This is a genomic window from Achromobacter spanius (genome assembly GCF_002966795.1).
Classification (GTDB): Bacteria; Pseudomonadota; Gammaproteobacteria; order Burkholderiales; family Burkholderiaceae_B; genus Achromobacter; species Achromobacter spanius_D.
Window position 1 is genome coordinate 3247163 of the sequence record NZ_CP023270.1, and the last position, 22085, is coordinate 3269247.

Sequence of the window (22085 nt, forward strand, 5' to 3'; positions counted from 1 at the left end):
ATGGGACTAGAACAATTAGCCGCGATCCGGGAATTGCTGATCAAGCAGTCGCCTGACAAGGCAGGCTCCAAGAACGAATCGCGACCGCAAGGCACGGACAAGCCGCGCCGCCCGCAAGGCGCCGGCAAGGGTCCGCGTCCGCAAGGCGGCGACAAGGCAAAGCGCGCGCAAGGCGGCGACAAGGGCCAGCGTGCGCCGCGTCCCGAAAAGCGCGAGACGCCGGTCGATCCCGTGGTCGTCGCCATTTCGCGCCTGCAACGTCACTTTCCCAAGGCGTTCCCCAAGAACCCTGCCCCCAAGGTGCCCCTCAAGCTGGGCGTGCTGGCGGACCTGGTGCAGCACGCCGAGCAATTGCAGCTCGACGAGGCGCAGATCAAGGAAGCCGTCAAGACGTGGTGCGACGGCCGCCGCTACTGGGCCAGCATGGTCGAGGACGCGCCGCGCGTGGACTTGAACGGCGAACCCGCCGGCGCCGTGACCGCCAACGAAGCGCGCCACGCCAAGCGCATGGCCTCGCGCAATGCGTCCCGCAATGCCGCACGCGCACGGGCCGAGAAAAAGGCGCAGACGGCTGCTGAGCAGACGCCGGCGCCGGCTGCTGACGCCGCACCGGACACGCAACCTGCCGACGCGACGTCCGCAGAGGTGAACGCGGTGGCCGTGAAAGCCGCAGAGGTAAACGCTACGGATGTAAACGCCGCCGACGCGAAAGCCGCAGATGCGACGACGCCCACTGACGTCACGCCCGAAGACATCAAGCCCCAAGCGGCCGAATAAGCCCGCTCTAAGCAATTCAGGCCTGCGCCAGGCCGGGACAACGATTCCCGGCCTGGCGCAGGCCTTTCTGCATCTACGCGGCAGGATTTAGTCCGCCGACTCCAGCGCCGCCAGCGCCTGCTTGATGTACCCCATGCCTTTGTCCGAATAGGACAGCGTCATGGCCTGCTGATGACCCGCGCCGTCCATCTTCAGCAAGGACTTGCGCAGGATCTCGACGATCTTGTCTTCGTGGGCCGGGTAGAAGGCCTCGTACTGGTACTGCAGAAACACCAGGCACAGCGCGTTTTCCATGACCTGCACATCCGGATCCTGCTTGATCCCCTGCTTCATCAAGATCGCCGCCACGCGCTCGCAATCTTCTTGCGGGTAGCCCGTTTCCTTCATGAGTTCCTGCGCGATGCCCGCGTGATGCCGTGCCAGCGCCTTGCGCCACGTGAGATACCCGATACGGCCTTCGGGATAGCTGGCACGCGTAATCTCCCAGCGGCCAATGTGCTGGCATCGGGACGCCAGGATCAGCGGCTCGGACGCATCAGGCGCCAGCTTCATGACCCAATCGTGCAGCTTCTGCGCCAGAAACAGCTCCTGCGGACAGGATTCGCCTTCCCAGGTAAACGTGTTGGGGTCGGCGGCGTTGTAGTCGTCGAAACGGCGCAGGGTCTGCTGCAGGCGATCATTCATGGGATGGCGTCTTCGGAAAGACCGGCGCGCGAGGGCCGGTGCGGAGATTGACAAGTTGAAGGAGCCCATCATACCTGCGGCATCCGGCGCCGTGCGCCGTCTATACCGTTTCGCGCTATCTGCTTGGCCCGCCGTGTCATTGAAGTCGCCCTTGCGGTGTGCGACCGTAAAAGGCGTCGGGCCGGTCGAGGAGCCGGACCCGATGCGGGCCGGCGCCAGCGCTCTCCCGCCATTCAAGAACAATGACTGGAGAGACGACAGATGCGACACGCAAGATTACTGACCGTCACGCTGGCTGCCACGCTGTGGGCCGCGGGCAGCGCCGCGCAGGCCCAGGACGAGCCCTATCCCGCCAAGCCGGTGACCATTCTGGTGGGCTTTCCGCCGGGCACGGCGACCGACACGGTGGCGCGGATGCTGGGCGAAAGGTTGGCGCAGCGCATGGGGCAGCAGTTCATCGTGGAGAACAAGCCGGGTGCGGGCGGCTCCATCGCGGCGGGGCTGGGCGCGCGCGCCAAGCCCGACGGTTACACGCTGATGATCGGCGCGTCCGCGCCGCAGGCCATCAATCCGCACGTGTATCCCAACCTGAACTACGACGCGCGCAAGGACTTTGCGCCGATCGGGTTGATCACCTGGCTGCCGTATCTGTTCGTGGTCAGCGCCGACAACCCGGCGCGCAATCTGACCGACTTCCTGACCGCCGTGAAGGCCAAGCCGGGGCAATACACCTACGGCACCACCGGCGTCGGCACGACCAGCCACCTGGTGACGTCCGTGCTGCTGTCCAAGGCGGGCGCGACGATGGTCCATGTGCCGTACAAGGGCAGCAGCCAGGCGCAGACCGACATCGTGGGCGGTCGCACCTACGCGACGTTTGACACAATGGTGTCGTCGCTGGCCATGGTGAAGGCGGGCCGCCTGAAGGCGCTGGCCGTCAGCACGCCGGAGCGCGTGCCCACGCTGCCCGACGTGCCCACCGTCGCGGAGCAAGGCTTTCCGGGCTTTGACATGGGCGCATGGCTGGGCCTGATTGCGCCGGCTGGCATACCGCCCGCCATCCAGGAAAAGCTGGCCCGGGAAATGAACGACGTGCTGGCCGATGCCGCCGTGCGCGACAAGCTCGCGGACCTGGGCGCGCAGGTGCGCACCACCGAATCGCCGGCGCGGTTCGGCGCGATGATGAAATCCGAGTACGAATCGTGGGGCAATGTGGTCCGCGAATTCAACGTGAAAGGCACGGACTGACAAGAGATTGGACTGACAAAGGAATCGGCAACCATGAACACAAAAGCGGAAATGAGCAGCCAGGAATGGGACACGCGCGTCCAGTTGGCCGCGTGCTACCGGCTGGTGGCGCACTTTGGCATGAGCGACCTGATCTACAACCACATCACCGCCCGCATCCCGGACACCGACGATCACCTGCTTATCAACCCCTACGGCATGATGTATGACGAGATCACCGCGTCCAGCCTGGTCAAGATCGATCTGGCCGGCAACATCCTCGATCAGCCGTCCGGCTACGGCATCAACGCGGCGGGCTACGTGATCCACAGTGCGGTGCACGGGGCGCGGCACGACGTGGCGTGCGTCATCCATACGCACACCCGGGCGGGCATGGCCGTGTCCGCGCTGCAATGCGGTCTGCTGCCGCTCACGCAGACCGCGATGCGGTTTGCGAAGATTCCGTATCACGACTACGAAAGCGTCGCCATTGATCTGGACGAGCGCGAGCGCCTGGTCGCGGACCTGGGATCGTCCGATGCGATGATCCTGCGCAATCATGGGCTGCTGGCGGCAGGCCCGTCCATTGCTCAGGCGTTCAACACGCTCTATTGGCTTGAGATGGCCTGCAAGGCGCAGGTCGACGCCCTGAGCTCGGGGCGTGAACTCTGCCTGCCGCCGCCCGAGGTCATCGAGAAGACGTGGCTGCTGTACCAACCCGGCACTCGCCGGCCGTTCGGCGAACTGGAATGGCCCGCCATGCTGCGCCTGATGGACCGCAAGGACCCCGGCTATAAGAATTAAGGCTCGCCGCGCGGCGCCAAGTCGACGCCTGCGGCGTGGCTCACGCCCGCGGGCAGGATGGCCCCCAGGCTGCTGCGCACTTCCAGCAGGTACGGCGCGTCCGCGGCCAGGCCACGCGCAATCGCGTCATGCACCTGATCGGTGCGCGTCACGTATTCGGACTGGATGCCGAAGGCGCGCGCCATCATCGTGAAGTCGGGGCTGGCCAGATCCGTGCCCACGTAGCGTCCAGGATACGTGCGCGCCTGGTGCAGCCGGATCGAGCCGTAGCAGTTGTTGTTGGCGACGATGAACAGAATGGGCAGCCCGCGTTCGGCGGCTGCGGCCATTTCATTGCCGGTCATCGTGAAGCCGCCGTCACCGGCCATGCAGACGACCCGGCACGTGGGATCGCGCAACTGCGCGGCAATGGCCGCCGGCGTCCCGTAGCCCATCGCGCCCGATTGCGACGCGAGCAGCCTTTGCGGATACACGAACGGGAAATGCCGGTAGACCGGCGCGGCAAAGGTGCCGGCGTCCAGGCATATCGCCACGTCCGCGGGCGCCTGCGCCGCCAGTGCCTGGACTACCACGGAGAAAGGAATGCGGTCGTCTGCGGCGCGCCCCGCTGCGTTCGGCCATGCCGCCATCCGTTCCCGAATCGCGCGCAGCGTGGCGGCCCAGTCGTCGCGCGCCAGCCCTTCGCCCGTGGGCGGCAGATCGGCCAGTGCCGCCGCCGTAACTGTGGGATCCGCCACCCATCCCACATCCGCCGCGAAATGCTGATTCACGATGTGCGGGTCCGGATAGCAGTGCACCAGCGTCTGCCGCGGCCGCGGGTGCGCGGGAAACGTATAGCCCTGCGTCGTGATGTCGCCCAGCCGTGTGCCCAGCGCCAGGATCAGGTCGCTCGCATCCAGCGCCGCCACCTGCGCGGCTGGCGTCGACAGATCGAGGTCGCCCGCATACAGCGGATGCGTGTTGGGAAACAGGTCGTGCTGGCGGAACGAGACCGCCACCGGAATGGTGTGACGCTCTGCCAGACGCATCAGCGCTTCGCGGCCGCCAGGACGGTTGAATTCGCCGCCCGCGATGATCAGCGGCTTGTGCGCGCGCGACAGCAGCGTGTGGACGTGCGCCAGGCCATCCGGCGCGGGTTGTGTAGGACTTTCAGGCGTTGCCATCCAGTCGTGCTGGTCCACCAACGCCTGTTGCACGTCTTCGGGCACCACCATCACCACCGGCCCGGGCGTGCCCGCCATCGCGACCCGCACGGCCTTGAACGCGGCAACCGCGAGCTCCTCGGGCGTGGTCACCTCGACCACCCACTTGGCCATGGAGCCAAACATCTTCTGATAGTCGATTTCCTGGAACGCTTCCTTGCGCACGTCCTTTTTCGGCACCTGACCGATCAAGACGATCATCGGCACGGCGTCCTGCTGCGCCGCATGCACGCCGATCGCGGCATTGGCGGCGCCCGGTCCGCGCGAGACCATCACCACGCCGGGGCGCCCCGTCAGACGCGCATCCGCGCAGGCCATGAACGCCGCGCCGCCTTCGTGGCGGCAGGTCACCACGTCGATGCCGGGAAAATCATGCAGCGCGTCCAGAACGCCCAGATAGCTTTCGCCGGGCACGACAAACACGCGGTCGATGGCGTTGGCGGCCAACACCTGGATCAACGCGTGGGCGGAGGTGTTCGGTGTTGCGGATGCGGACATAAGCGTGGGTCCCGGCAGGAAAAGGTCCAGGGCATTCTAGATTGGCATCCCCTGGCCAACTAGGCATACTCTGGCAACCAGATATACAAGAATGAGACAGCGGCGCCCGCAGCGGCGTGGCCGCCGTGCTCCGGAGACGATGGACCTACGCAAGATCGAAAACCTGATCCACGTCGCGGATCTGGGCAGCTTTTCTCGGGCGGCATCGGTGCTCGGCATTGCTCAGTCTGCGCTTGGCAGGCAGGTGCGCAAGCTCGAAGACGAATGCGGTTGCGCCCTGCTCTACCGCAACGGGCGCGGCGTTTCGCTAACGCCCGACGGCGAAAAGCTGCTGGACCGGCTGCGTCCGCTCATGCGGCAGATGGATCACGTGGTGACCGAGTTCCATAACGATCAGAAATCGCCGTCAGGGCAGGTGATGCTGGGGCTAACGCCCACCCTCTGTCACATGGTGGGCATGCGGCTGGTTGCCGAGATCTGGCGCCGGCACCCGCGCATTCAACTCAACGTCATCACCGGCTATAGCGGCTACGTGCATGAATGGCTGACCAATGCCCGCGTGGACATTGCCGTGCTGCACGACGCGCGGCGGTCGCAGCACATCGCGGTGTCGCCCCTGGCCGAGCTGGACCTGGCGCTGGTGTCTCCGCCGCAAGGCCTGTCGCCTGCCGCGCGTGCGATGCCGGCCATCCCGTTCACGGCACTGCGCGACCTGCCGCTGGCGCTGCCCACGCGCAATCACGGCCTGCGCCGCACGCTCGAACAGGCGGCGACGCAGGCCGACATGCCGCTGAACGTGGCTTTCGAAATGGACGCGCTGGAGCTGATGAAGGACATCGTCGTCGAAGGGCTGGCGCACACCGTGCTGGCCCTGCCCGCGGTGATGAATGAAGTCGCGTCGGGCAAACTGATCGCCCGCCGGATCGTCGAACCGGGCCTGTCCACCCGTCTGATGGTGGCGACGGCATCTAGCCGTCCGTTGACGCAGGCCGTCAAGATCGTCCAGGCGACGCTGCGCGAAGTGCTGGCCGGCATGACGCAGGCCGAGCCTTACCGCGATAGTCTGCGGATGTGCGACGAATAGACCCAAGCCCCGCGCTTATCGCGGCAAGGCGGGCGCCGGGGTCAACGGGCCCACGGGCGCCTGGCCCGGCCGGGGCGGCATGGGCGGCAGCCATGTGCGGGTCGGCGCCTTCAGCCCGGGCTGATCCTGCGGCCGCGCGGGCGTTGCCGCGGGCGGCGGATAGCGGGACCCCGGACACGACGTACCCAGGCAATCCCGATTGATCTTGCCCGGGTCCACGATGCGCGGGCAGTCGGTGCCCAGGCACGTATCCGGCACGGTGCGAGCGGATGCGGGCGGAGATGGCACTGTCGGAAGCGGATCGCGCGCCAGCGCGGGCGCGGCGGCCAGCGCCGACAACGCACCGGCTGCTCCCAGCACCACCGCGGCGAACAAGGATTTCATTGACTGAGCTCCACGGAATCGGTCCAGGCCGAAGCCTGGACCGATTCCAGTGTGCTCCCGAACCCCGCCCCTAGCAAGGCGGGATCGGTCCCGATCAGTCCAGGCGGATGTCGGTGCTGGCCACGACCTTGGCCCAGCGGGCGCGCTCGCTGCTGAAGAACTGCGCAAGCTCGGCCGGGCTCTTGGTGACGATTTCGGCGCCCTGCTCGTTCAACTGCGCCGTGACGTCCGGCTGGGTGACGATCTGCGCCATCAGCGCCTGCAGCTGGGCCGCCACGGGGTCGGTCATGGTGGACGGGGCCATCACGCCTTGCCACGTGCCGGATTCAAAGCCCTTCACGCCCTGCTCGGAGATGGTGGGGATGTCCGGCACCAGCTTCATGCGCTCGCTCTTGGAGATCGCGATCGCGCGCAGCTTGCCCGACTTGATGTGCGGCAGCGTGGCCAGCAGGCCGTTCATGATGATCTGCGTCTGGCCGCCGATGGTGTCGGTGACCGCCTGCGAACCGCCCTTGTACGGCACGTATTCCCATTGCGCGCCGGTGGCCTGCTGCACCGCGACAGCCGCCAGGTGCGGGGCGCTGCCGATGGCGGTGACGGCGAAGTTGATGCGCTCCTTCTTGGACAGCTCGACCAGATCCTGCACGGTCTTGGCCTTCACGTCCGGGTGCACGGCCAGCACGTGCGGCGAATACGCCAGCATGCCGACGGCGCGCAGGTCCTTGGACGGGTCAAAAGTCAGCTTGGTGTAAACGGACGGGCTGATCGCCAGCGCGCCCACGTCGCACAGGAGGACGGTGTGGCCTTCCTGCGCCGACTGCACCACCAGGCCGGCGCCCAGGTTGCCGTTGGCGCCGGGCTTGTTCTCGACAACCACGGTCTGCTTGAGCACTTCCGCCAGGCGGGGCGCCAGGATGCGCGCGATGATGTCCGACGAGCCGCCGGGCGGGTAAGGCACGACGATACGCACGGGCCGCGTCGGCCATTGCGCCGATTGCGCCGTTTGGGCCCATGCCGGCACCAGGGGCGTCAGGCAAAGCGCCGCGGCGCTGCCCAGAAACTGTCTCTTGCTCGGGTTCATGCTGTCTCCACACTGTTTGGTATGTGTGTTGAAGTGTCCCGCGGCCTGGTGAGGCCGCGGTGGGGATGTGCCTATGCCGCGCCGCGGGTCTCCACGTACAGGGCATAGAGCGAATGGCTGCTCGCCATGAAGAGGCGGTTGCGCTTGGCGCCGCCAAAGCAAAGATTGGCGCAGCGTTCCGGCAGGCGGATGTGGCCGATGGCCTTGCCCGCGGGGTTGAAGACCATCACGCCGTCCAGGTCCTCGGATTTGGCATCGGGCGATCCGTTGCTGCCCCAGCCGCACCACAAGTTGCCGGCCTCGTCGCACTTGATCCCGTCGATGGCGCCGGGTCCCTGCGCATCGACGTGCAGGCGCTTGTTGGACAGCGCGCCGTCCGCGCCCACGTCGAAGGCCCAGATCACGCGGTTGGGCTGGTGGCGCGATTCGACGATGTACAGCACCTTCTCGTCGGGCGAAAAGCACAGGCCGTTGGGGCCGGCCAGGTCGCCCAGCGCCAGCGTCACGCGGCCGTTGGCGGGGTCGATGCGATAGACGGAATGCGGCAGCTCAGGCGTGGCCTTGTCGCCTTCCCAGTGCCCGCCGATGCCGAACGGCGGATCGGTGAACCAGATGGCGCCATTGCGCTGGCAGACGATGTCATTCGGTGAGTTGAACGGCTTGCCGTCAAAGCGGTCCGCCAGCACCGTGATGCTGCCGTCGTATTCCGTGCGTGTGACGCGGCGCGTCAGGTGTTCGCAGGCCAGCAGGCGGCCCTGACGGTCCCGGGCGAGCCCGTTGCTGAAGTTGGACGGATGGCGGAACACGCTGGTTTCGCCGGTGGTTTCGTCCCAGCGGATGATGCGGTTATTGGGAATGTCCGAGGCGAGCAGATAGCGCCCGTCGCCAAACCACACCGGACCTTCCAGCCAGCGGAAACCGGTCGCCAACTGCTCCACGGTGCTGCTGTAGATGCGGAACTTGGCGAATTCGGGGTCCAGAATCCGGACCGAGGGATCCGGGTAGCGCTGCTGCGGGGTGAAGCTGAAAGACTGCGCGTGCACGAGACTGGCGGGGGCCAGTGCAAGCGCGGCGCCCAGCAGCCGGCGCCGGCCGGCCTGGACTTGCGGGTCAATTTCCATCGGCTGTCTCCTCTCGGTGGTTTTATTCTGCGATGGCGCTACGGACGGATTGGGTCCCCGATCAGGTCACGGGGCCCGGGTTGAACAGCGCCAGGGCGTTGTGCAGCTTGAGCTTTTCCGCACAGGTCTGCTTCTTGCCGCTGGCCACGTCCAGCATCATCTGAAAGAGCTGCCAGCCCACTTGCTCGATCGAGGCCTGGCCCGTGGCGATGACGCCGGCATCCACGTCCATGAGGTCGTGCCAGCGGCGGGCCAGCGCCGAGCGCGTGGCGACCTTGATGACCGGCACCTGCGCCAGCCCGTAGGGCGTGCCGCGGCCGGTGGTGAAGATGTGCAGGTTCATGCCGGCGGCCAGTTGCAGCGTGCCGCAGATGAAGTCGCTGGCGGGCGTGGCCGCAAAGATCAGGCCCTTGCGCGTCAGGCGGTCGCCGGGCGACAGCACGCCATGGATCGGCGACGAACCCGACTTGACGATCGAGCCCATGGCCTTTTCGACGATGTTCGACAGGCCGCCCTTCTTGTTGCCGGGGCTGGTGTTGGCGCTGCGATCGGCCATGCCGCGCTGCAGGTAGGCGTCGTACCAGGCCATTTCGCGGATCAGCGCGTCGGCGACTTCGGGCGTTTCGGCGCGCGCGGTGAGTTGGTCGATGCCGTCGCGCACCTCGGTGTTCTCGGAGAACATCACCGTGCCGCCGGCGCGCACCAGCAGGTCGGTGGCAAAGCCCACGGCGGGGTTGGCCGTCACACCGGAAAATGCATCGCTGCCGCCGCACTGCACGCCGACGGTCAGGTCCGACACCGGGCAGGTCTCGCGTTGACGGGCGTTGAGCTTCTGCAGATGGCGCTCGGCCGTGCGCATGATGAGCTGGATCATCGAATCAAAGCCGACGTTCTCTTCGTCCTGCAGGACGATGGTGTCGACGCCGTCGCCGCCCATGCCCTCGCCTGCGCGGATCGGAATGGCGGTGGGCGCCAAGAGGCGCTCCGGCTGCAGCTTTTCACAGCCCAGGCTGACCACCATGGACGTGCCGCCGAAATTCGGGTTGCGGGCGATGTTGTGCAGCGTGCGGATGGGAATGGCCGCGCCGGGCGCGTCGATGGCCACGCCGCAGCCGTAGGTGTGCTCGATGCCCACCACGTCGTCCACGTTGGGATACAGCGGCAGCAGCTCGCGGCGGATGCGCGCAACCGCGTGCTCGACCACGCCCTGCACGCACTGCACCGTGGTGCTGATGGCAAGAATGTTGCGCGTGCCGACGGTGCCGTCGGCGTTGCGGTAGCCCTGGAAGGTGTAGCCCTCGAGCGGCGGCAACGGCGCAATGCGCGTGGAGACCGGCAGGTCTTCCAGCGTGCGGGCCGTTGGCATCGTGGTGACGCGCTCGTTGATCCAGCTGCCGCGCGGCAGCGCCTTGGCGGCGTAACCGACCACCACGTTGTAGCGCCTGACCTCGTCGCCCTCGGCCAGATCGGTCAACGCCACCTTGTGCCCTTGCGGCACGGCGTCAACCAATTGAAGCCCGTCGGGCAGAACGGTACCCGACGGCAACCCGCCATCATTGGCCACGATGGCGACGTTGTCGTCGGGATGAATCTTGATGAGGACCGGGGCCTGCTCGACTGCAACCTGCATGATGAATCCTTTAGCCTGATGGATGCCCCGCTGCGGGCACCGTACGTTATCGTACAACCAAGAGAATATCGCTGAAAGGCATCAGAAAGGAATTTCGGGTTTCCCCTTGGGTTTCCCCTTGTAAATGCTGCGCCACATGGGGACACGCCTTGAATCCGGCAAATTCATGTTGTACGATGACTCACCTTTTACCACCGCATCCCGTTCGCAAGCACCTACCTTTCGCCTGCGACGGCCATTTAGGGATGAGCGCAACATGACGACTCCGCAAGAACTCAAGGCCATTGTTTCGGAAGGTTTGCTTTCCTTCCCCGTGACCGACTTCGACCAGAACGGCGATTTCAACGCCAAGAGCTATGCGGCTCGTCTGGAATGGCTGGCTCCCTATGGCGCCACCGCCCTGTTCGCCGCCGGCGGCACCGGCGAGTTCTTCTCGCTGGCCCCCGATGAATACTCGGACGTCATCCGCACCGCCGTGCAGACCTGCAAAGGCAAGGTGCCCATCCTGGCCGGCGCCGGCGGCCCCACCCGCACCGCCATTGCTTATGCGCAAGAAGCCGAGCGCCAAGGCGCCAAGGGCATCCTGCTGCTGCCCCACTACCTGACCGAAGCCTCGCAGGACGGCATCGCCGCTCACGTCGAGCAGGTCTGCAAGTCGGTCAACATCGGCGTCATCGTCTACAACCGCGCCCAATCGCGTCTGTCGGCCGACAGCCTGGCCCGCCTGGCTGACCGCTGCCCGAACCTGGTCGGCTTCAAGGACGGCATCGGCGACATCGAATCGATGGTCCGCATCCGCCGCAAGATGGGCGACCGCTTCTCGTACCTGGGCGGCCTGCCCACCGCCGAAGTCTACGCAGCCGCCTACCGCGCGCTGGGCGTGCCGGTCTACTCGTCGGCCGTCTTCAACTTCGTGCCCAAGATGGCCATGGAGTTCTACAACGCCATCGCCGCCGGCGACAGCGACACCACCAACCGCCTGCTGGACGATTTCTTCCTGCCCTACCTGGAAATCCGCAACCGCAAGGCCGGCTACGCCGTCAGCATCGTCAAGGCCGGCGCCAAGCTGGTCGGCCACGACGCGGGCCCGGTGCGCGCACCGCTGACCGACCTGACCGGCGAAGAAATGGAAATGCTCGACGCCCTGATCAAGAAGTCCGGCGCCGAGTGATCGGCTTGCCCTGACCCCTTCTATCTGCCCCCGGTCCGGGGGCATTTTTTTCCCCGGACCCGTCGGGGGCGACAACGCCCATCCCTCGGATCGGCGCCTATTTTTGGAGATGACCATGAACCTGACCGGCCAGATGTTGATCGGCTCGACCGCCGTCCTGGGCGCGGGCGCTGCCCAGCACGCCATCAACCCCGCCACCGGCGAACGCCTGGAACCCGCTTACCCCGCCGGCTCCGCCGACGACGTGTCGCGCGCCGCCGAATTGGCCCGCGCCGCCTTCGACCCGTACCGCGCCCTGCCGCTGGAGACGCGCGCGCAATTCCTGGAAAGCATCGCGGAAAACATCGTGGCCATTGGCGATGCGCTGATCGAGCGCGCGCACCAGGAAACCGGCCTGCCCGTCGCCCGCCTGCAAGGCGAGCGCGGCCGCACGGTCGGCCAGCTGCGCCTGTTCGCCCGCGTCGTGCGCGACGGATACTTCCTGGACGCCACCATTGACCCGGCCCAGCCCGAGCGCCAGCCGCTGCCGCGCGCCGACCTGCGCCTGGCCAACGTTCCGCTGGGCCCCGTGGTGGTGTTCGGCGCCAGCAACTTCCCGCTCGCGTTCTCGGTCGCGGGCGGCGACACCGCATCGGCGCTGGCCGCCGGTTGCCCGGTGATCGTCAAGGCGCACAACGCCCACCCCGGCACGTCCGAGCTGGTCGGCCGCGCCATCCAGCAAGCCGTCGCCAAGCACGGCCTGCCCGAAGGCACGTTCTCGCTGCTGTTCGGCGCCGGCAACGAAATCGGCACCGCACTGGCGACGCATCCGGCCATCACGGCCATCGGCTTCACCGGCTCGCGCCGTGGCGGTCTGGCGCTGGTCGCTGCCGCCAACGCCCGCCCGGTGCCGATTCCCGTGTACGCGGAAATGTCCAGCATCAACCCCGTCTTCCTGCTGCCGGCCGCGCTGGAAGCGCGCGCCGAGACCATCGCCAAGGGCTTCGTGGATTCGCTGTCGATGGGCGTGGGCCAGTTCTGCACGAATCCCGGCCTGGTGATCGGCATCGAAGGTCCGGCGCTCGACCGCTTCCGCAAGGCAGCCGCCGAGGCCGTCAAGGCCAAGGGCGCCGCCACCATGCTGACGCCGGGCATCTTTTCGGCCTACGAGCAAGGCGCCGACGCCCTGGCCCGTCACGCCAGCGTGTCGACGGTTGGCCGCGGTGAGCCCTCGAACCCGGCATGCAACGCCGCCGGCGCCGTGGTGTTTGGCGCCAGCGCCGACCAGTTCCTGGCCTCGCACGAGCTGGAAGCCGAAGTGTTCGGCCCGGCCTCGCTGGTTGTTGCCTGCAAGGACGCCGCGCAGGTTCGCGCCGTGGCCGAGCACCTGGAAGGCCAACTGACCGCGACGCTGTTCGTGGACGGCGCCGACCTGGACGACGCCCGCGCCCTGCTGCCCGTGCTGGAACGCAAAGCCGGCCGCATCCTGGCCAACGGCTACCCGACCGGCGTGGAAGTCAGCCACGCCATGGTTCACGGCGGTCCCTTCCCGGCCACGTCGAACCCGGCCTCGACGTCGGTAGGCGCCACGGCGATCCGCCGCTTCCTGCGCCCCGTCTGCTACCAGGACCTGCCCGACGGCCTGCTGCCGGAAGGCATCCAACGCGGCAATCCGCTGGGTCTGACGCGCATGGTGGACGGCACGCTGGTCAAGGCGTAATGGCTTGACGCCTGGTTTTCAGGCGTCGCACCGATCAAACGTAGGCCCCGGCGCCGCATCATGCGGCCCGAGGCCTACGTCATTTTTCAGCGGGACAATTCCAAAAATCGCAATTAACAAAGCCAAATTCGGCTCTGTTTTTCAGGGCGGATTTCGCCCAGACTTCGCATCCTGTTCCCTTTCAATTTTCAGCTCATGCAACGCATGGAGCAACGGCCCAGCGTCCAGGCCGCGCGCGCAGCAGAAGGCCTGCCTGTCTGAATTCCGATCAAGCGGCATCGCGCTTCATTGTTTACAGAGGTTCAAGATGATTGTTGAAGACAACAATGCGTTGTCGGTCCAGATCCTGCCAGTGCTCGAAGACAACTACATCTTCCTGATAGAGAGCAAGCGGACCGGCGCGTTGGCCGTGGTCGACCCGACTGAGGCAGGTCCGGTATTGGACGCGCTTGACGGCAGGCGCGTCGATCTGATCCTCAATACGCACCATCACTGGGACCACGTATCGGGAAACACCGAGATCAAGCGAAAGACCGGGGCGCGTGTAATCGGTCCGGCGTCCGAGGCGGATGATATTCCCGGCATCGATCGAGGCGTAGTCGAAGGCGACACGTTTGAATTCGGCGGGCATGTTGCCAAGGTCATCGACGTGCCCGGAAACACGATCGGACATATCGCCTTCTGGTTCGAGGAGGCCAGGCTGCTCTTTTCCGGCGACACCATCTTTCATCTTGGCTGTGGGCGCGTTCAGGAAGCCATGCCGGCCCAGATGTGGACCTCGATCGACAAACTCAGGTCGCTGCCGCCCGAGACCCTTATCTATTCCTCGCACGAATACGCCGCCGACAATGCCCGTTTCGCGATCACAATCGAACCGGACAACGAAGATCTGCTGCAGCAGATCAAGCTGATAGAAAAAAGCAGGCAAGCAGGAATTCCGACCGTTCCATCGACCCTGTCCACGGAACTCGCGGCCAATCCGTTTTTACGAGTCGATCAGGATTCCATACGTTCGCGATTGGGCTGCAAAGCAAGCGCCAACTGGGAAGTATTCGCCAAATTGCGCCGCATGAAGGACGCCTTCCGCGAGCTGAAAAATCAGTGACCGGGCAACTCTGGCGACTTACCTCGCGTTCCTGGTGTCCACCCCATCGCCAAAGTGCCCCAGCGTGCCGACGGTGTCTGACACCCTGATATGGTCGCTGTCGTCAATAGGATTGGTTTGCTGGTGGAAATCAGTGACACGGGGTGATGCGACACAAGCCTGCTGCTGCGACGATAGATCAGACTGATATCCGTGGGTTGGTTACCACCGTGCATCGATCCGTCGTGGAAGCTGCCTCGCTCTAGTGACGCAGGTTGCCCCAAAGGGTTCTGTTGAGGGTGTCGTGAGGGTTCTTCCTATCGAGTTCGTGTCGCATCACCTCGTGTCACGGGTATGGGTGTCATTGATGTGTGTTGTCGGGCAGCGATTGGCGCGCAATGGCCCAGATGAAGCCGGTCAGTTCCCGCGCCACGGCTACGCAGACTTTGTTCGCCTGCACGCCTCGGGCCGATAGATGTGCAAATCTGGAGCACAAACGCACCTGAGCTTTCCAGGCGTGGGTGCGGATACTGGGAGAAAGTGTCGCGCTTCGGTCACGCAACGCCTGACTCATGTGCGCCGGGAAGCGGTAGTTCCAGGCCGCTTCGGTCAGAAGCCGCCGGGCGTGTGCGTTACCGGTTTTGGTAATCGAACCCCGGCGTACGCTGTTGCCACTGGAATGCTCCGATGGCACCAGTCCGAGGTAACCCATAAGCTGGCGAGCACTACCAAAGCGGGCGATGTCGCCGATCTCGCACACTAAGCCGATTGCGCTGACCGTATCGATACCACGCAGCGCCCTGAGCGCAGCCACGGTCGGCTCCTGGCGCCAACCTTCAATGGCGTGCTCGAGCGCCGTCGTCAGACGCTGTACGCGATCTTGAGCCGCTTGCACGGCCAGTTGATACTCGGCTAGCGCGATGTAATCGGCAGGATGGTCAAAATGCTGCTCCGCAATCCAGCGTTGGTGCGTCTTGTTCCAGGATGTCTTGCCGGGATAGCGCCGGCCTTGGCGCAGCAAAAATGCCTTGAGCTGCTGGCGCGCTTGCAGGCGCAGGTTGACGGCGTCTTCGCGAGCCCGCCAGAGATTGCGCAGCGCCTCGTGGGCCTGGTCAGGCACCCAGATGGCCTTGAGCTCCCCAGCCCGCGACAGCTCGGCCAGTCGCAAGCTGTCGCGCCGGTCCGTCTTGATGCGCTCGCCCGGGCGACGCGGGGTCAATGACGGCGCAATGATCTCGCAGCGATAGCCCCGATCGCTCAGCGCACGATATAGCCCATAGCCCGTCGGCCCAGCCTCATAGACCACGCTGACCTGCCGTGCGGCACCATATTTGCTTAGGGTCTTGAGCAACGCCTGCACGTCTGGCGTAAGCGTGCTGACAAACCGGCCGGGCTCCCGCCCGGCCTCGCACACGGACATCGCAATGCTGTCACCGTGCACATCCAGACCAACGAAAAACTTGATACGCTCGTCCATGGCTCGTCTCCATACGGTTTGCGGCTGGCTTGCCCCGCCGCATGTGGCTCGGCGCTCTCCTGGAGAGCGCAATCCACGATACAGGAGACGAGCCGCCTTCCGATTAACGAGCGACCATAATGTCTAGAGCGCTGGTCGACAGATTGCGGCAGCATCTCAACGGGTGTCAGACACCTACTGAGACGCCCATTGCAAGCCCCGATTCACCCTGTCAAAAGTCCAGGCCAATAAAAAACCTGGCGCGGGGATCAACTCCCCGCGCCAGGTCTTCATGCCGAACTACGCAATCACTGCGCCTTCAGCTTTCCATCGGCAATGATCTTGGCCCACTTGGCCTGCTCGGCCGTCTGGAATGCCGTGAATTCGGCGGGCGTATTCGGCGTGTAGGCCAGCCCCAAACCCTGCATCTTGGCGGTGACTTCCGGCTTGGCCACGATCTCGGCGATCGTCTTGTTCAGTTTTTCAACCACGGCCGGCGGGGTGTTGGCCGGCGCGTAGATGGCCTGCCAGCTGCTGACGTCAAAGCCCGGCACGCCCGCTTCCTGCATGGTGGGCACGTCCGGCAACACGGCGGTGCGCTTGGCGGACGTGACCGCCAGCGCGCGCACCTTGCCGCTTTGCACGTACGGCAACGCGACCAGGGCAGTTTCGAACGAGCTGGGGATCTGGCCGCCGATCAGGTCCGAAATGGCCGGCGCGCTGCCGCGGTACGGCACGTGCGTCAGGTGGGCGCCCGTCAGCTGCTTGAACACTTCGCCCGACAGATGCTGCGACGTGCCCTGCCCAGCCGAACCGAAGGCGATCGTGTCGGGGTTGGTCTTGGCGGCCGCGACGACTTCCTGCACAGACTTATAGGGCTCGTTCGCGCCCACCAGCAGCACATTGGAAATGCTGCCCAGCAGAATCACGGGCGAGAAATCCTTGGCGGCGTTGTAGTTGATGCTGGGCAGCAGCGACGGATTGATCGCGTGCGTGGCGATCGTGCCCAGCAGCAGCGTGTAGCCGTCCGGCTTGGCGCGCGCCACGGCATCCGCGCCCAGCACGCCGCCGGCGCCGCCCTTGTTTTCAACGACGACGGTTTGCTTGAGCGAGGTACCCAACTCCTGCGCGATCAGACGGCCCAGGATGTCGGACGTGCCGCCCGCCGCAAACGGGACAACCAGCGTGATGGCTTTGCCGGACGGCCAGTCGGCGGCGTGAACGGGTGCGGCAAACGCGGTGGCGACGGCCAGGACGGCCGACAGGCGGCTCAACAGGGGAAATGCCTTCAAACTTGTCTCCTAGAGATTTGGAATCGTCGTGTTTCTTGTACGTTGTCGTACGACGATGAGCGCAGAGAATAGCGCGGCCCAGTTCTCCGTTCAACATAGGGAAATTCCTAGATTCAAAAGATACATCTGGCTTGTTGTACGACAACATTTCTCCAGCACAACCGTTGTAAGGCCAACTTATATGTTGTACGATGACTGACATCGCGGATCGAACAACGCCGCGGCCACGGCATACCGCCTTTTCAATACCCATTCCTCATATTTGGAAGACAGCCATGACGACTCCCCAGGAACTCAAAGCCATCGTCTCGGAAGGATTGCTCTCCTTCCCCGTGACCGACTTCGACCAGAACGGCGATTTCAACGCCAAGAGCTATGCGGCTCGTCTGGAATGGCTGGCTCCCTATGGCGCCACCGCCCTGTTCGCCGCCGGCGGCACCGGCGAGTTCTTCTCGCTGGCCCCCGAGGAATACTCCGACGTCATCCGCACCGCCGTGCAGACCTGCAAGGGCAAGGTGCCCATCCTGGCCGGCGCCGGCGGCCCCACCCGCACCGCCATCGCGTATGCGCAGGAAGCCGAACGCCAAGGCGCCAAGGGCGTCCTGCTGCTGCCCCACTACCTGACCGAAGCCTCGCAGGACGGCATCGCCGCCCACGTCGAGCAGGTCTGCAAGTCGGTCAACATCGGCGTCATTGTCTACAACCGCGCCCAGTCGCGTCTGTCGGCCGACAGCCTGGCCCGCCTGGCTGACCGCTGCCCGAACCTGGTCGGCTTCAAGGACGGCATCGGCGACATCGAATCGATGGTCCGCATCCGCCGCAAGATGGGCGACCGCTTCTCGTACCTGGGTGGCCTGCCCACCGCTGAAGTCTACGCAGCCGCCTACCGCGCACTGGGCGTGCCGGTCTACTCGTCGGCCGTCTTCAACTTCGTGCCCAAGATGGCCATGGAGTTCTACAACGCCATCGCCGCCGGCGACAGCGACACCACCAACCGCCTGCTGGACGATTTCTTCCTGCCCTACCTGGAAATCCGCAACCGCAAGGCTGGCTACGCCGTCAGCATCGTCAAGGCCGGCGCCAAGCTGGTCGGCCACGATGCGGGCCCGGTGCGCGCACCGCTGACCGACCTGACCGGCGAAGAAATGGAAATGCTCGACGCCCTGATCAAGAAGTCCGGCGCCGAATAAACGGTCCGTACTGAATCGTGCGCGACTAGCCGCCAGAACGCCCTCCGCTGGAGGGCGTTTTGCTTCTTGATGCAAAGAAAAGTTGGCGGATTTCGCCCCGTATGTTGTCATATGGCCCAGCGCTTCCTTGCGGCCGCGTGCTGTTGGCGCGGCTGATCCCATTGGGCCGGACACCCATGGAGCTTCAGAGGAACGCGTACACTTGCGGCTGCGCGCCAGGCCGCCAGCCTTGCCCGCAGCGATTTTCCCTATAAGAGAGACAATGCAAACTCCCGCCCGGCCTCCCCGCTCGCGCCTGACCGATTTCGTCATCGAGGAACTGACCAAGCGCCTTGACGGGCGTCAGTACCGCGCCGGCGACAAGCTGCCCTCCGAGCACGCGCTGTGCGACGAATTCGAGGTCAGCCGCACCGTCATCCGCGAAGCCGTGGCCTCCATGCGCCTGAGCGGCCGCCTGGTCAGCAAGCCTGGCATCGGCGTTTTCGTTACCGAAGACCGCGAAAAGCCCATCGACTTTGTCGTGGAACCCGCCACGGACCCGCGTTGGGCGCTACACATCATGGAATTGCGCGCCGGCCTTGAAGTGGAAGCCTGTGGGCTGGCGGCGGAGCGTCGCAGCGCCGCGGACCTGGCCGGCATCGTCGAGGCCTTTGACGCGTTCAACCGCGCAACGCGCGACATGGAAGCGGCCGTCAAGGCCGACTACGAGTTCCATCTATCGATTGCCCGCGCGTCGAACAACCCGCACTTTCCCGCGCTGTTGAAGGCGGCGGTGCGCGACGTCATGCTCGACCTGAACATCAAGCACGGCGGCAAGACGCCCGAAGAACTGGAAACGTACGAGACCCGCAACGTACGTGAACACGAAGCCATCCTGACGGCCATCATGCGCCGCGACCCCGGCGCCGCGCGCGCCGCCATGGCCCGCCACCTGGGCGACAGCATCGCGCGCTACCGCAAGCTGCTGTCCCATCCCCCGGCGCTATAACCCCCGCCCGCCTGCTCTCCCGTAGTTCCAATTACGGGAATCCCCTTACTTGTTTACTTGTATGACGGCTGCCATCATACGTCTTATTGCATAACGTAATACGACGCGGCTGCAGTACCGCCTGCGTCTTCCGCGACCCGTAAGACCTGCCGTACCAGTGCCGCCGATGAGCCCGATTCTTACCCTCCGCAGTTCCTACCACCCCTACGCCACGCGCATACACCGGCGCACCCGCTGACCGGCCCCGCGCCAGCGCTCTCCCCCCTCTTTCCGTACCCCGTCCGACTGCGCGACGCACCCTCTCCGGCTTGCCGGGGCGGACCCCGCACGCTTGGCCGTTTTCGACCCATCCGCTTTTCAATCACTTTCGATCCCCCAGGAGAAATCTCCATGCGCAAGTTTCTGAGCTCCGCCGTTGCGGCAACCCTGCTGTGCGTCGCGTCTGGCGCGCAGGCCGGCGTGACCTTCGAGGCCGTCAAGAAAAAGGGCTTCCTGCAGTGCGGCTTTGCCGGCATTCCCGGTTTCTCGGTGCTCGACAGCAAGGGCGAATGGACCGGCCTGGACGTGGACATGTGCCGCGCCGTCGCGGCCGCCATGTTCGGCGATGCCTCCAAGGTGAAGGGCAATGTGCTGACCGCGCAGGCCAAGTTCACGGCGCTGCAGTCCGGCGAAATCGACATGCTGTCGCGCAACACCACGCAGACGCTGACCCGCGACACCACGCTGGGTCTGATCGGCGTGGGCGTGAACTTCTATGACGCCCAGGGCCTGATCGTGAAGAAGGCGATGAACGTCAAGAGCGTGAAGGAACTGGACGGCGCCACCATCTGCGTGCAGCCCGGCACCACCACCGAATTGAACCTGGCCGACTACTTCCGCAGCCGCGGCCTGACGTTCAAGCCCGTGCTGGTCGAGAACTACGACGAAAACTTCCGCCTGCTGGAATCGGGCCGCTGCGACGCCTACACCAACGACAAGTCCAACACCGCGGCCAACATGCGCACGCGCCTGGCCAAGCCCGACGACTGGGAAATCCTGACCGAAAACCTGTCCAAGGAACCCCTCGGCCCCATGGTCCGTCAGGGCGACGAGCAGTGGTTCAACATCGTGCGCTGGTCGCTGAACGCGATGCTGGAAGCCGAGGAATACGGCATCACGTCCAAGAACGTCGATGAAATGTTGAAGAGCACCAACCCGAACGTGCAGCGCATCCTGGGCGTGACGCCGGGCATGGGCAAGAACCTGGGTCTGGACGACAAGTGGGCCTACAACATCATCAAGCAGGTCGGCAATTACGGCGAAAGCTATGACCGCGCCATGGGCAAGGACAGCCCGCTGAAGCTGGACCGCGGCCTGAACAAGCTGTGGACGCAGGGCGGCCTGATGTACGGCTGGCCGGTGCGCTAAGCACGGTTCACGCGGCTCCGCCCTGTGCGGAGCCGCGCTTCATTTCCCCGGCCTGCGGGTCCCGCCCGCGCCAGAACACTCTTTACGCAGCAACAACATGAACAGCATCGTCAACGCCCGACTCAAACAGATCAAACCCTCGCCCAGCATGGCCGCCAAGATCGTCGTGGACGAACTCCGCCGCCAGGGCCGCGAGATCGCCGACTTCACGCTGGGCGAGCCCGACATGCCCACGCCCGCGCACATCGCGCGTGCCGGCCAGGACGCCATCGCAGGCGGCGACATCCGCTACACCAGCCCGAACGGCACCGTTGGTCTGCGCAAAGCGATCGCCAACAGCCTCGAACAGACCGTGGGCGTGCGATACGGCATGGACCAGATCACCGTTGGCGCGGGCGCCAAGCAGATCATCGCCGCCGCGCTGACCGCCAGCCTGGAGCCAGGTGACGAAGTCATCGTCTGCGCGCCGTACTGGGTTTCCTATCCGGACATGGTGCTGCTGGGCGAAGGCAAGCCGGTCGTCGTCACCGGCCCCGAGTCGCAGGGCTTCAAGCTCGACGCCGCCACGCTGGAAGCCGCCATCACGCCGCGCACGCGCTGGCTGATCCTGAATTCGCCCAGCAACCCCAGCGGCGCCGTCTACAGCGCCACCGAGCTGCGCGCGCTGACCGACGTGCTGCTGCGCCATCCCAATGTGTGGATCCTGAGCGACGAGATCTACGCGCCCTTCACCTACAGCGGCCAGGCCCACGCCTCGCCCGTTCAGGTCGAGCCCAAGCTGGTTGAGCGCACGCTCATCGTCAACGGCATGTCCAAGTCGTACGCCATGACCGGCTGGCGCGTCGGCTACGGCGCCGGCCCCGCCGACCTGATCAAGGCCATGAGCACCGTGATGTCGCAAAGCACCTCGTGCCCCAGCGCGATCTCGCAAGCGGCGGCGCAGGCAGCCCTGGAAGGCGACCAATCCAGCGTCACGGAAATGGTCGAGATCTTCAAGAAGCGCCGCGACCTCATCGTGAGCCGCCTGAACGCCATCCCCGGCATTTCGTGCGCCATGCCGGACGGCGCGTTCTACGTGTACGCCAACGTGCAGGGTCTGATCGGCAAGAAGGGTCCCGACGGCGAGCTGAAGACGGACCTGGACGTGAGCCTCTTTTTCCTGCGCGAAGCGGGCGTGGCCGTGATCGACGGCGGTTCGTATGGCCTGTCGCCGTACGTGCGCTTCTCGTTCGCGACCTCCACCGAGGTGATCGAGCAAGGTATGGACCGCCTGACTGTCGCGGTCAGCGCCCTGATGGCGGGCTGA

The 22085-nt window shown here is 65.3% G+C and carries 19 protein-coding genes; 11 read left to right on the plus strand and 8 right to left on the minus strand.

Annotated elements, in window-relative coordinates; genetic code table 11:
* Positions 1-777: a ProQ/FinO family protein gene (locus tag CLM73_RS14520; protein ID WP_234015631.1), complete on the plus strand. Its 777-nt coding sequence runs from the start codon at positions 1-3 to the stop codon at positions 775-777.
* A gap of 87 nt (positions 778-864) precedes the next feature.
* On the opposite strand, the gene CLM73_RS14525 is transcribed toward CLM73_RS14520, so the two are convergent.
* Positions 865-1461 carry a DUF4202 domain-containing protein gene (locus CLM73_RS14525; RefSeq protein ID WP_105239021.1) on the minus strand — a complete coding sequence of 199 codons (597 nt, stop codon included), beginning with the start codon at positions 1459-1461 and terminating at the stop codon, positions 865-867.
* Between the two features lie 261 nt (positions 1462-1722).
* Here CLM73_RS14525 and CLM73_RS14530 point away from each other — a divergent pair, with 261 nt between their 5' ends.
* Positions 1723-2709, plus strand: coding sequence for a Bug family tripartite tricarboxylate transporter substrate binding protein (locus CLM73_RS14530; protein ID WP_105239022.1), 987 nt, complete (start codon positions 1723-1725; stop codon positions 2707-2709).
* 33 nt (positions 2710-2742) lie between these two features.
* The gene (locus CLM73_RS14535; RefSeq protein ID WP_105239023.1) at positions 2743-3492 is read left to right on the plus strand and encodes a class II aldolase/adducin family protein; all 750 of its coding nucleotides are present in this window, start codon (positions 2743-2745) and stop codon (positions 3490-3492) included.
* On the opposite strand, the gene CLM73_RS14540 is transcribed toward CLM73_RS14535, so the two are convergent.
* The gene (locus tag CLM73_RS14540) at positions 3489-5192 is read right to left on the minus strand and encodes a thiamine pyrophosphate-binding protein (protein ID WP_105239024.1); all 1704 of its coding nucleotides are present in this window, start codon (positions 5190-5192) and stop codon (positions 3489-3491) included. The genes CLM73_RS14535 and CLM73_RS14540 overlap by 4 nt on opposite strands.
* A 139-nt stretch (positions 5193-5331) precedes the next feature.
* Here CLM73_RS14540 and CLM73_RS14545 point away from each other — a divergent pair, with 139 nt between their 5' ends.
* Positions 5332-6276 (plus strand): LysR family transcriptional regulator, encoded by a 945-nt coding sequence (locus tag CLM73_RS14545; protein WP_105239025.1) that lies wholly within the window; start codon positions 5332-5334, stop codon positions 6274-6276.
* 15 nt (positions 6277-6291) lie between these two features.
* Here CLM73_RS14545 and CLM73_RS14550 read toward each other — a convergent pair whose 3' ends face one another.
* From CLM73_RS14550 to garD, 4 genes are all read right to left on the minus strand, one after another.
* Entirely contained in the window at positions 6292-6660 is a 369-nt protein-coding gene (locus tag CLM73_RS14550) for a hypothetical protein (protein WP_234015632.1), read from the minus strand.
* A gap of 94 nt (positions 6661-6754) precedes the next feature.
* Positions 6755-7741 carry a Bug family tripartite tricarboxylate transporter substrate binding protein gene (locus CLM73_RS14555; RefSeq protein WP_105239026.1) on the minus strand — a complete coding sequence of 329 codons (987 nt, stop codon included), beginning with the start codon at positions 7739-7741 and terminating at the stop codon, positions 6755-6757.
* Between the two features lie 71 nt (positions 7742-7812).
* Entirely contained in the window at positions 7813-8862 is a 1050-nt protein-coding gene (locus CLM73_RS14560) for an SMP-30/gluconolactonase/LRE family protein (protein ID WP_105239027.1), read from the minus strand.
* 61 nt (positions 8863-8923) lie between these two features.
* Positions 8924-10492 carry a galactarate dehydratase gene (garD, locus tag CLM73_RS14565; RefSeq protein WP_105239028.1) on the minus strand — a complete coding sequence of 523 codons (1569 nt, stop codon included), beginning with the start codon at positions 10490-10492 and terminating at the stop codon, positions 8924-8926.
* Between the two features lie 256 nt (positions 10493-10748).
* On the opposite strand from garD, the gene kdgD (CLM73_RS14570) reads away from it, so the two are divergent.
* From kdgD (CLM73_RS14570) to gloB, 3 genes are all read left to right on the plus strand, one after another.
* Positions 10749-11663, plus strand: a complete 915-nt coding sequence (gene kdgD, locus CLM73_RS14570; protein ID WP_105239029.1) for a 5-dehydro-4-deoxyglucarate dehydratase — start codon at positions 10749-10751, stop codon at positions 11661-11663.
* Between the two features lie 115 nt (positions 11664-11778).
* Positions 11779-13362, plus strand: coding sequence for an aldehyde dehydrogenase (NADP(+)) (locus tag CLM73_RS14575; RefSeq protein ID WP_105239030.1), 1584 nt, complete (start codon positions 11779-11781; stop codon positions 13360-13362).
* Positions 13363-13669: 307 nt separating this feature from the next.
* Positions 13670-14467: a hydroxyacylglutathione hydrolase gene (gloB, locus tag CLM73_RS14580; protein ID WP_105239031.1), complete on the plus strand. Its 798-nt coding sequence runs from the start codon at positions 13670-13672 to the stop codon at positions 14465-14467.
* Between the two features lie 340 nt (positions 14468-14807).
* On the opposite strand, the gene CLM73_RS14585 is transcribed toward gloB, so the two are convergent.
* Together CLM73_RS14585 and CLM73_RS14590 are read right to left on the minus strand one after the other, a co-directional pair.
* Complete coding sequence (locus tag CLM73_RS14585) at positions 14808-15923, minus strand: IS110 family transposase (protein WP_105239032.1); 1116 nt, start codon at positions 15921-15923, stop codon at positions 14808-14810.
* 287 nt (positions 15924-16210) lie between these two features.
* A complete protein-coding gene (locus tag CLM73_RS14590; protein ID WP_105239033.1) occupies positions 16211-17194 on the minus strand; it encodes a Bug family tripartite tricarboxylate transporter substrate binding protein in 984 nt (327 codons plus the stop codon).
* Positions 17195-17469: 275 nt separating this feature from the next.
* Between CLM73_RS14590 and kdgD (CLM73_RS14595) the strand changes: the two genes are divergently transcribed.
* The 4 genes from kdgD (CLM73_RS14595) to CLM73_RS14610 all read left to right on the plus strand — a co-directional run bounded on the left by kdgD (CLM73_RS14595) (position 17470) and on the right by CLM73_RS14610 (position 22085).
* Entirely contained in the window at positions 17470-18384 is a 915-nt protein-coding gene (kdgD, locus tag CLM73_RS14595; protein ID WP_062839416.1) for a 5-dehydro-4-deoxyglucarate dehydratase, read from the plus strand.
* A 262-nt stretch (positions 18385-18646) separates the two neighbouring features.
* Entirely contained in the window at positions 18647-19372 is a 726-nt protein-coding gene (locus CLM73_RS14600; RefSeq protein ID WP_105239034.1) for a FadR/GntR family transcriptional regulator, read from the plus strand.
* A gap of 390 nt (positions 19373-19762) precedes the next feature.
* Positions 19763-20779: an amino acid ABC transporter substrate-binding protein gene (locus tag CLM73_RS14605; RefSeq protein WP_105239035.1), complete on the plus strand. Its 1017-nt coding sequence runs from the start codon at positions 19763-19765 to the stop codon at positions 20777-20779.
* Between the two features lie 97 nt (positions 20780-20876).
* On the plus strand, positions 20877-22085 hold the full coding sequence (locus tag CLM73_RS14610; protein WP_105239036.1) for an aminotransferase class I/II-fold pyridoxal phosphate-dependent enzyme: 1209 nt from the start codon (positions 20877-20879) through the stop codon (positions 22083-22085).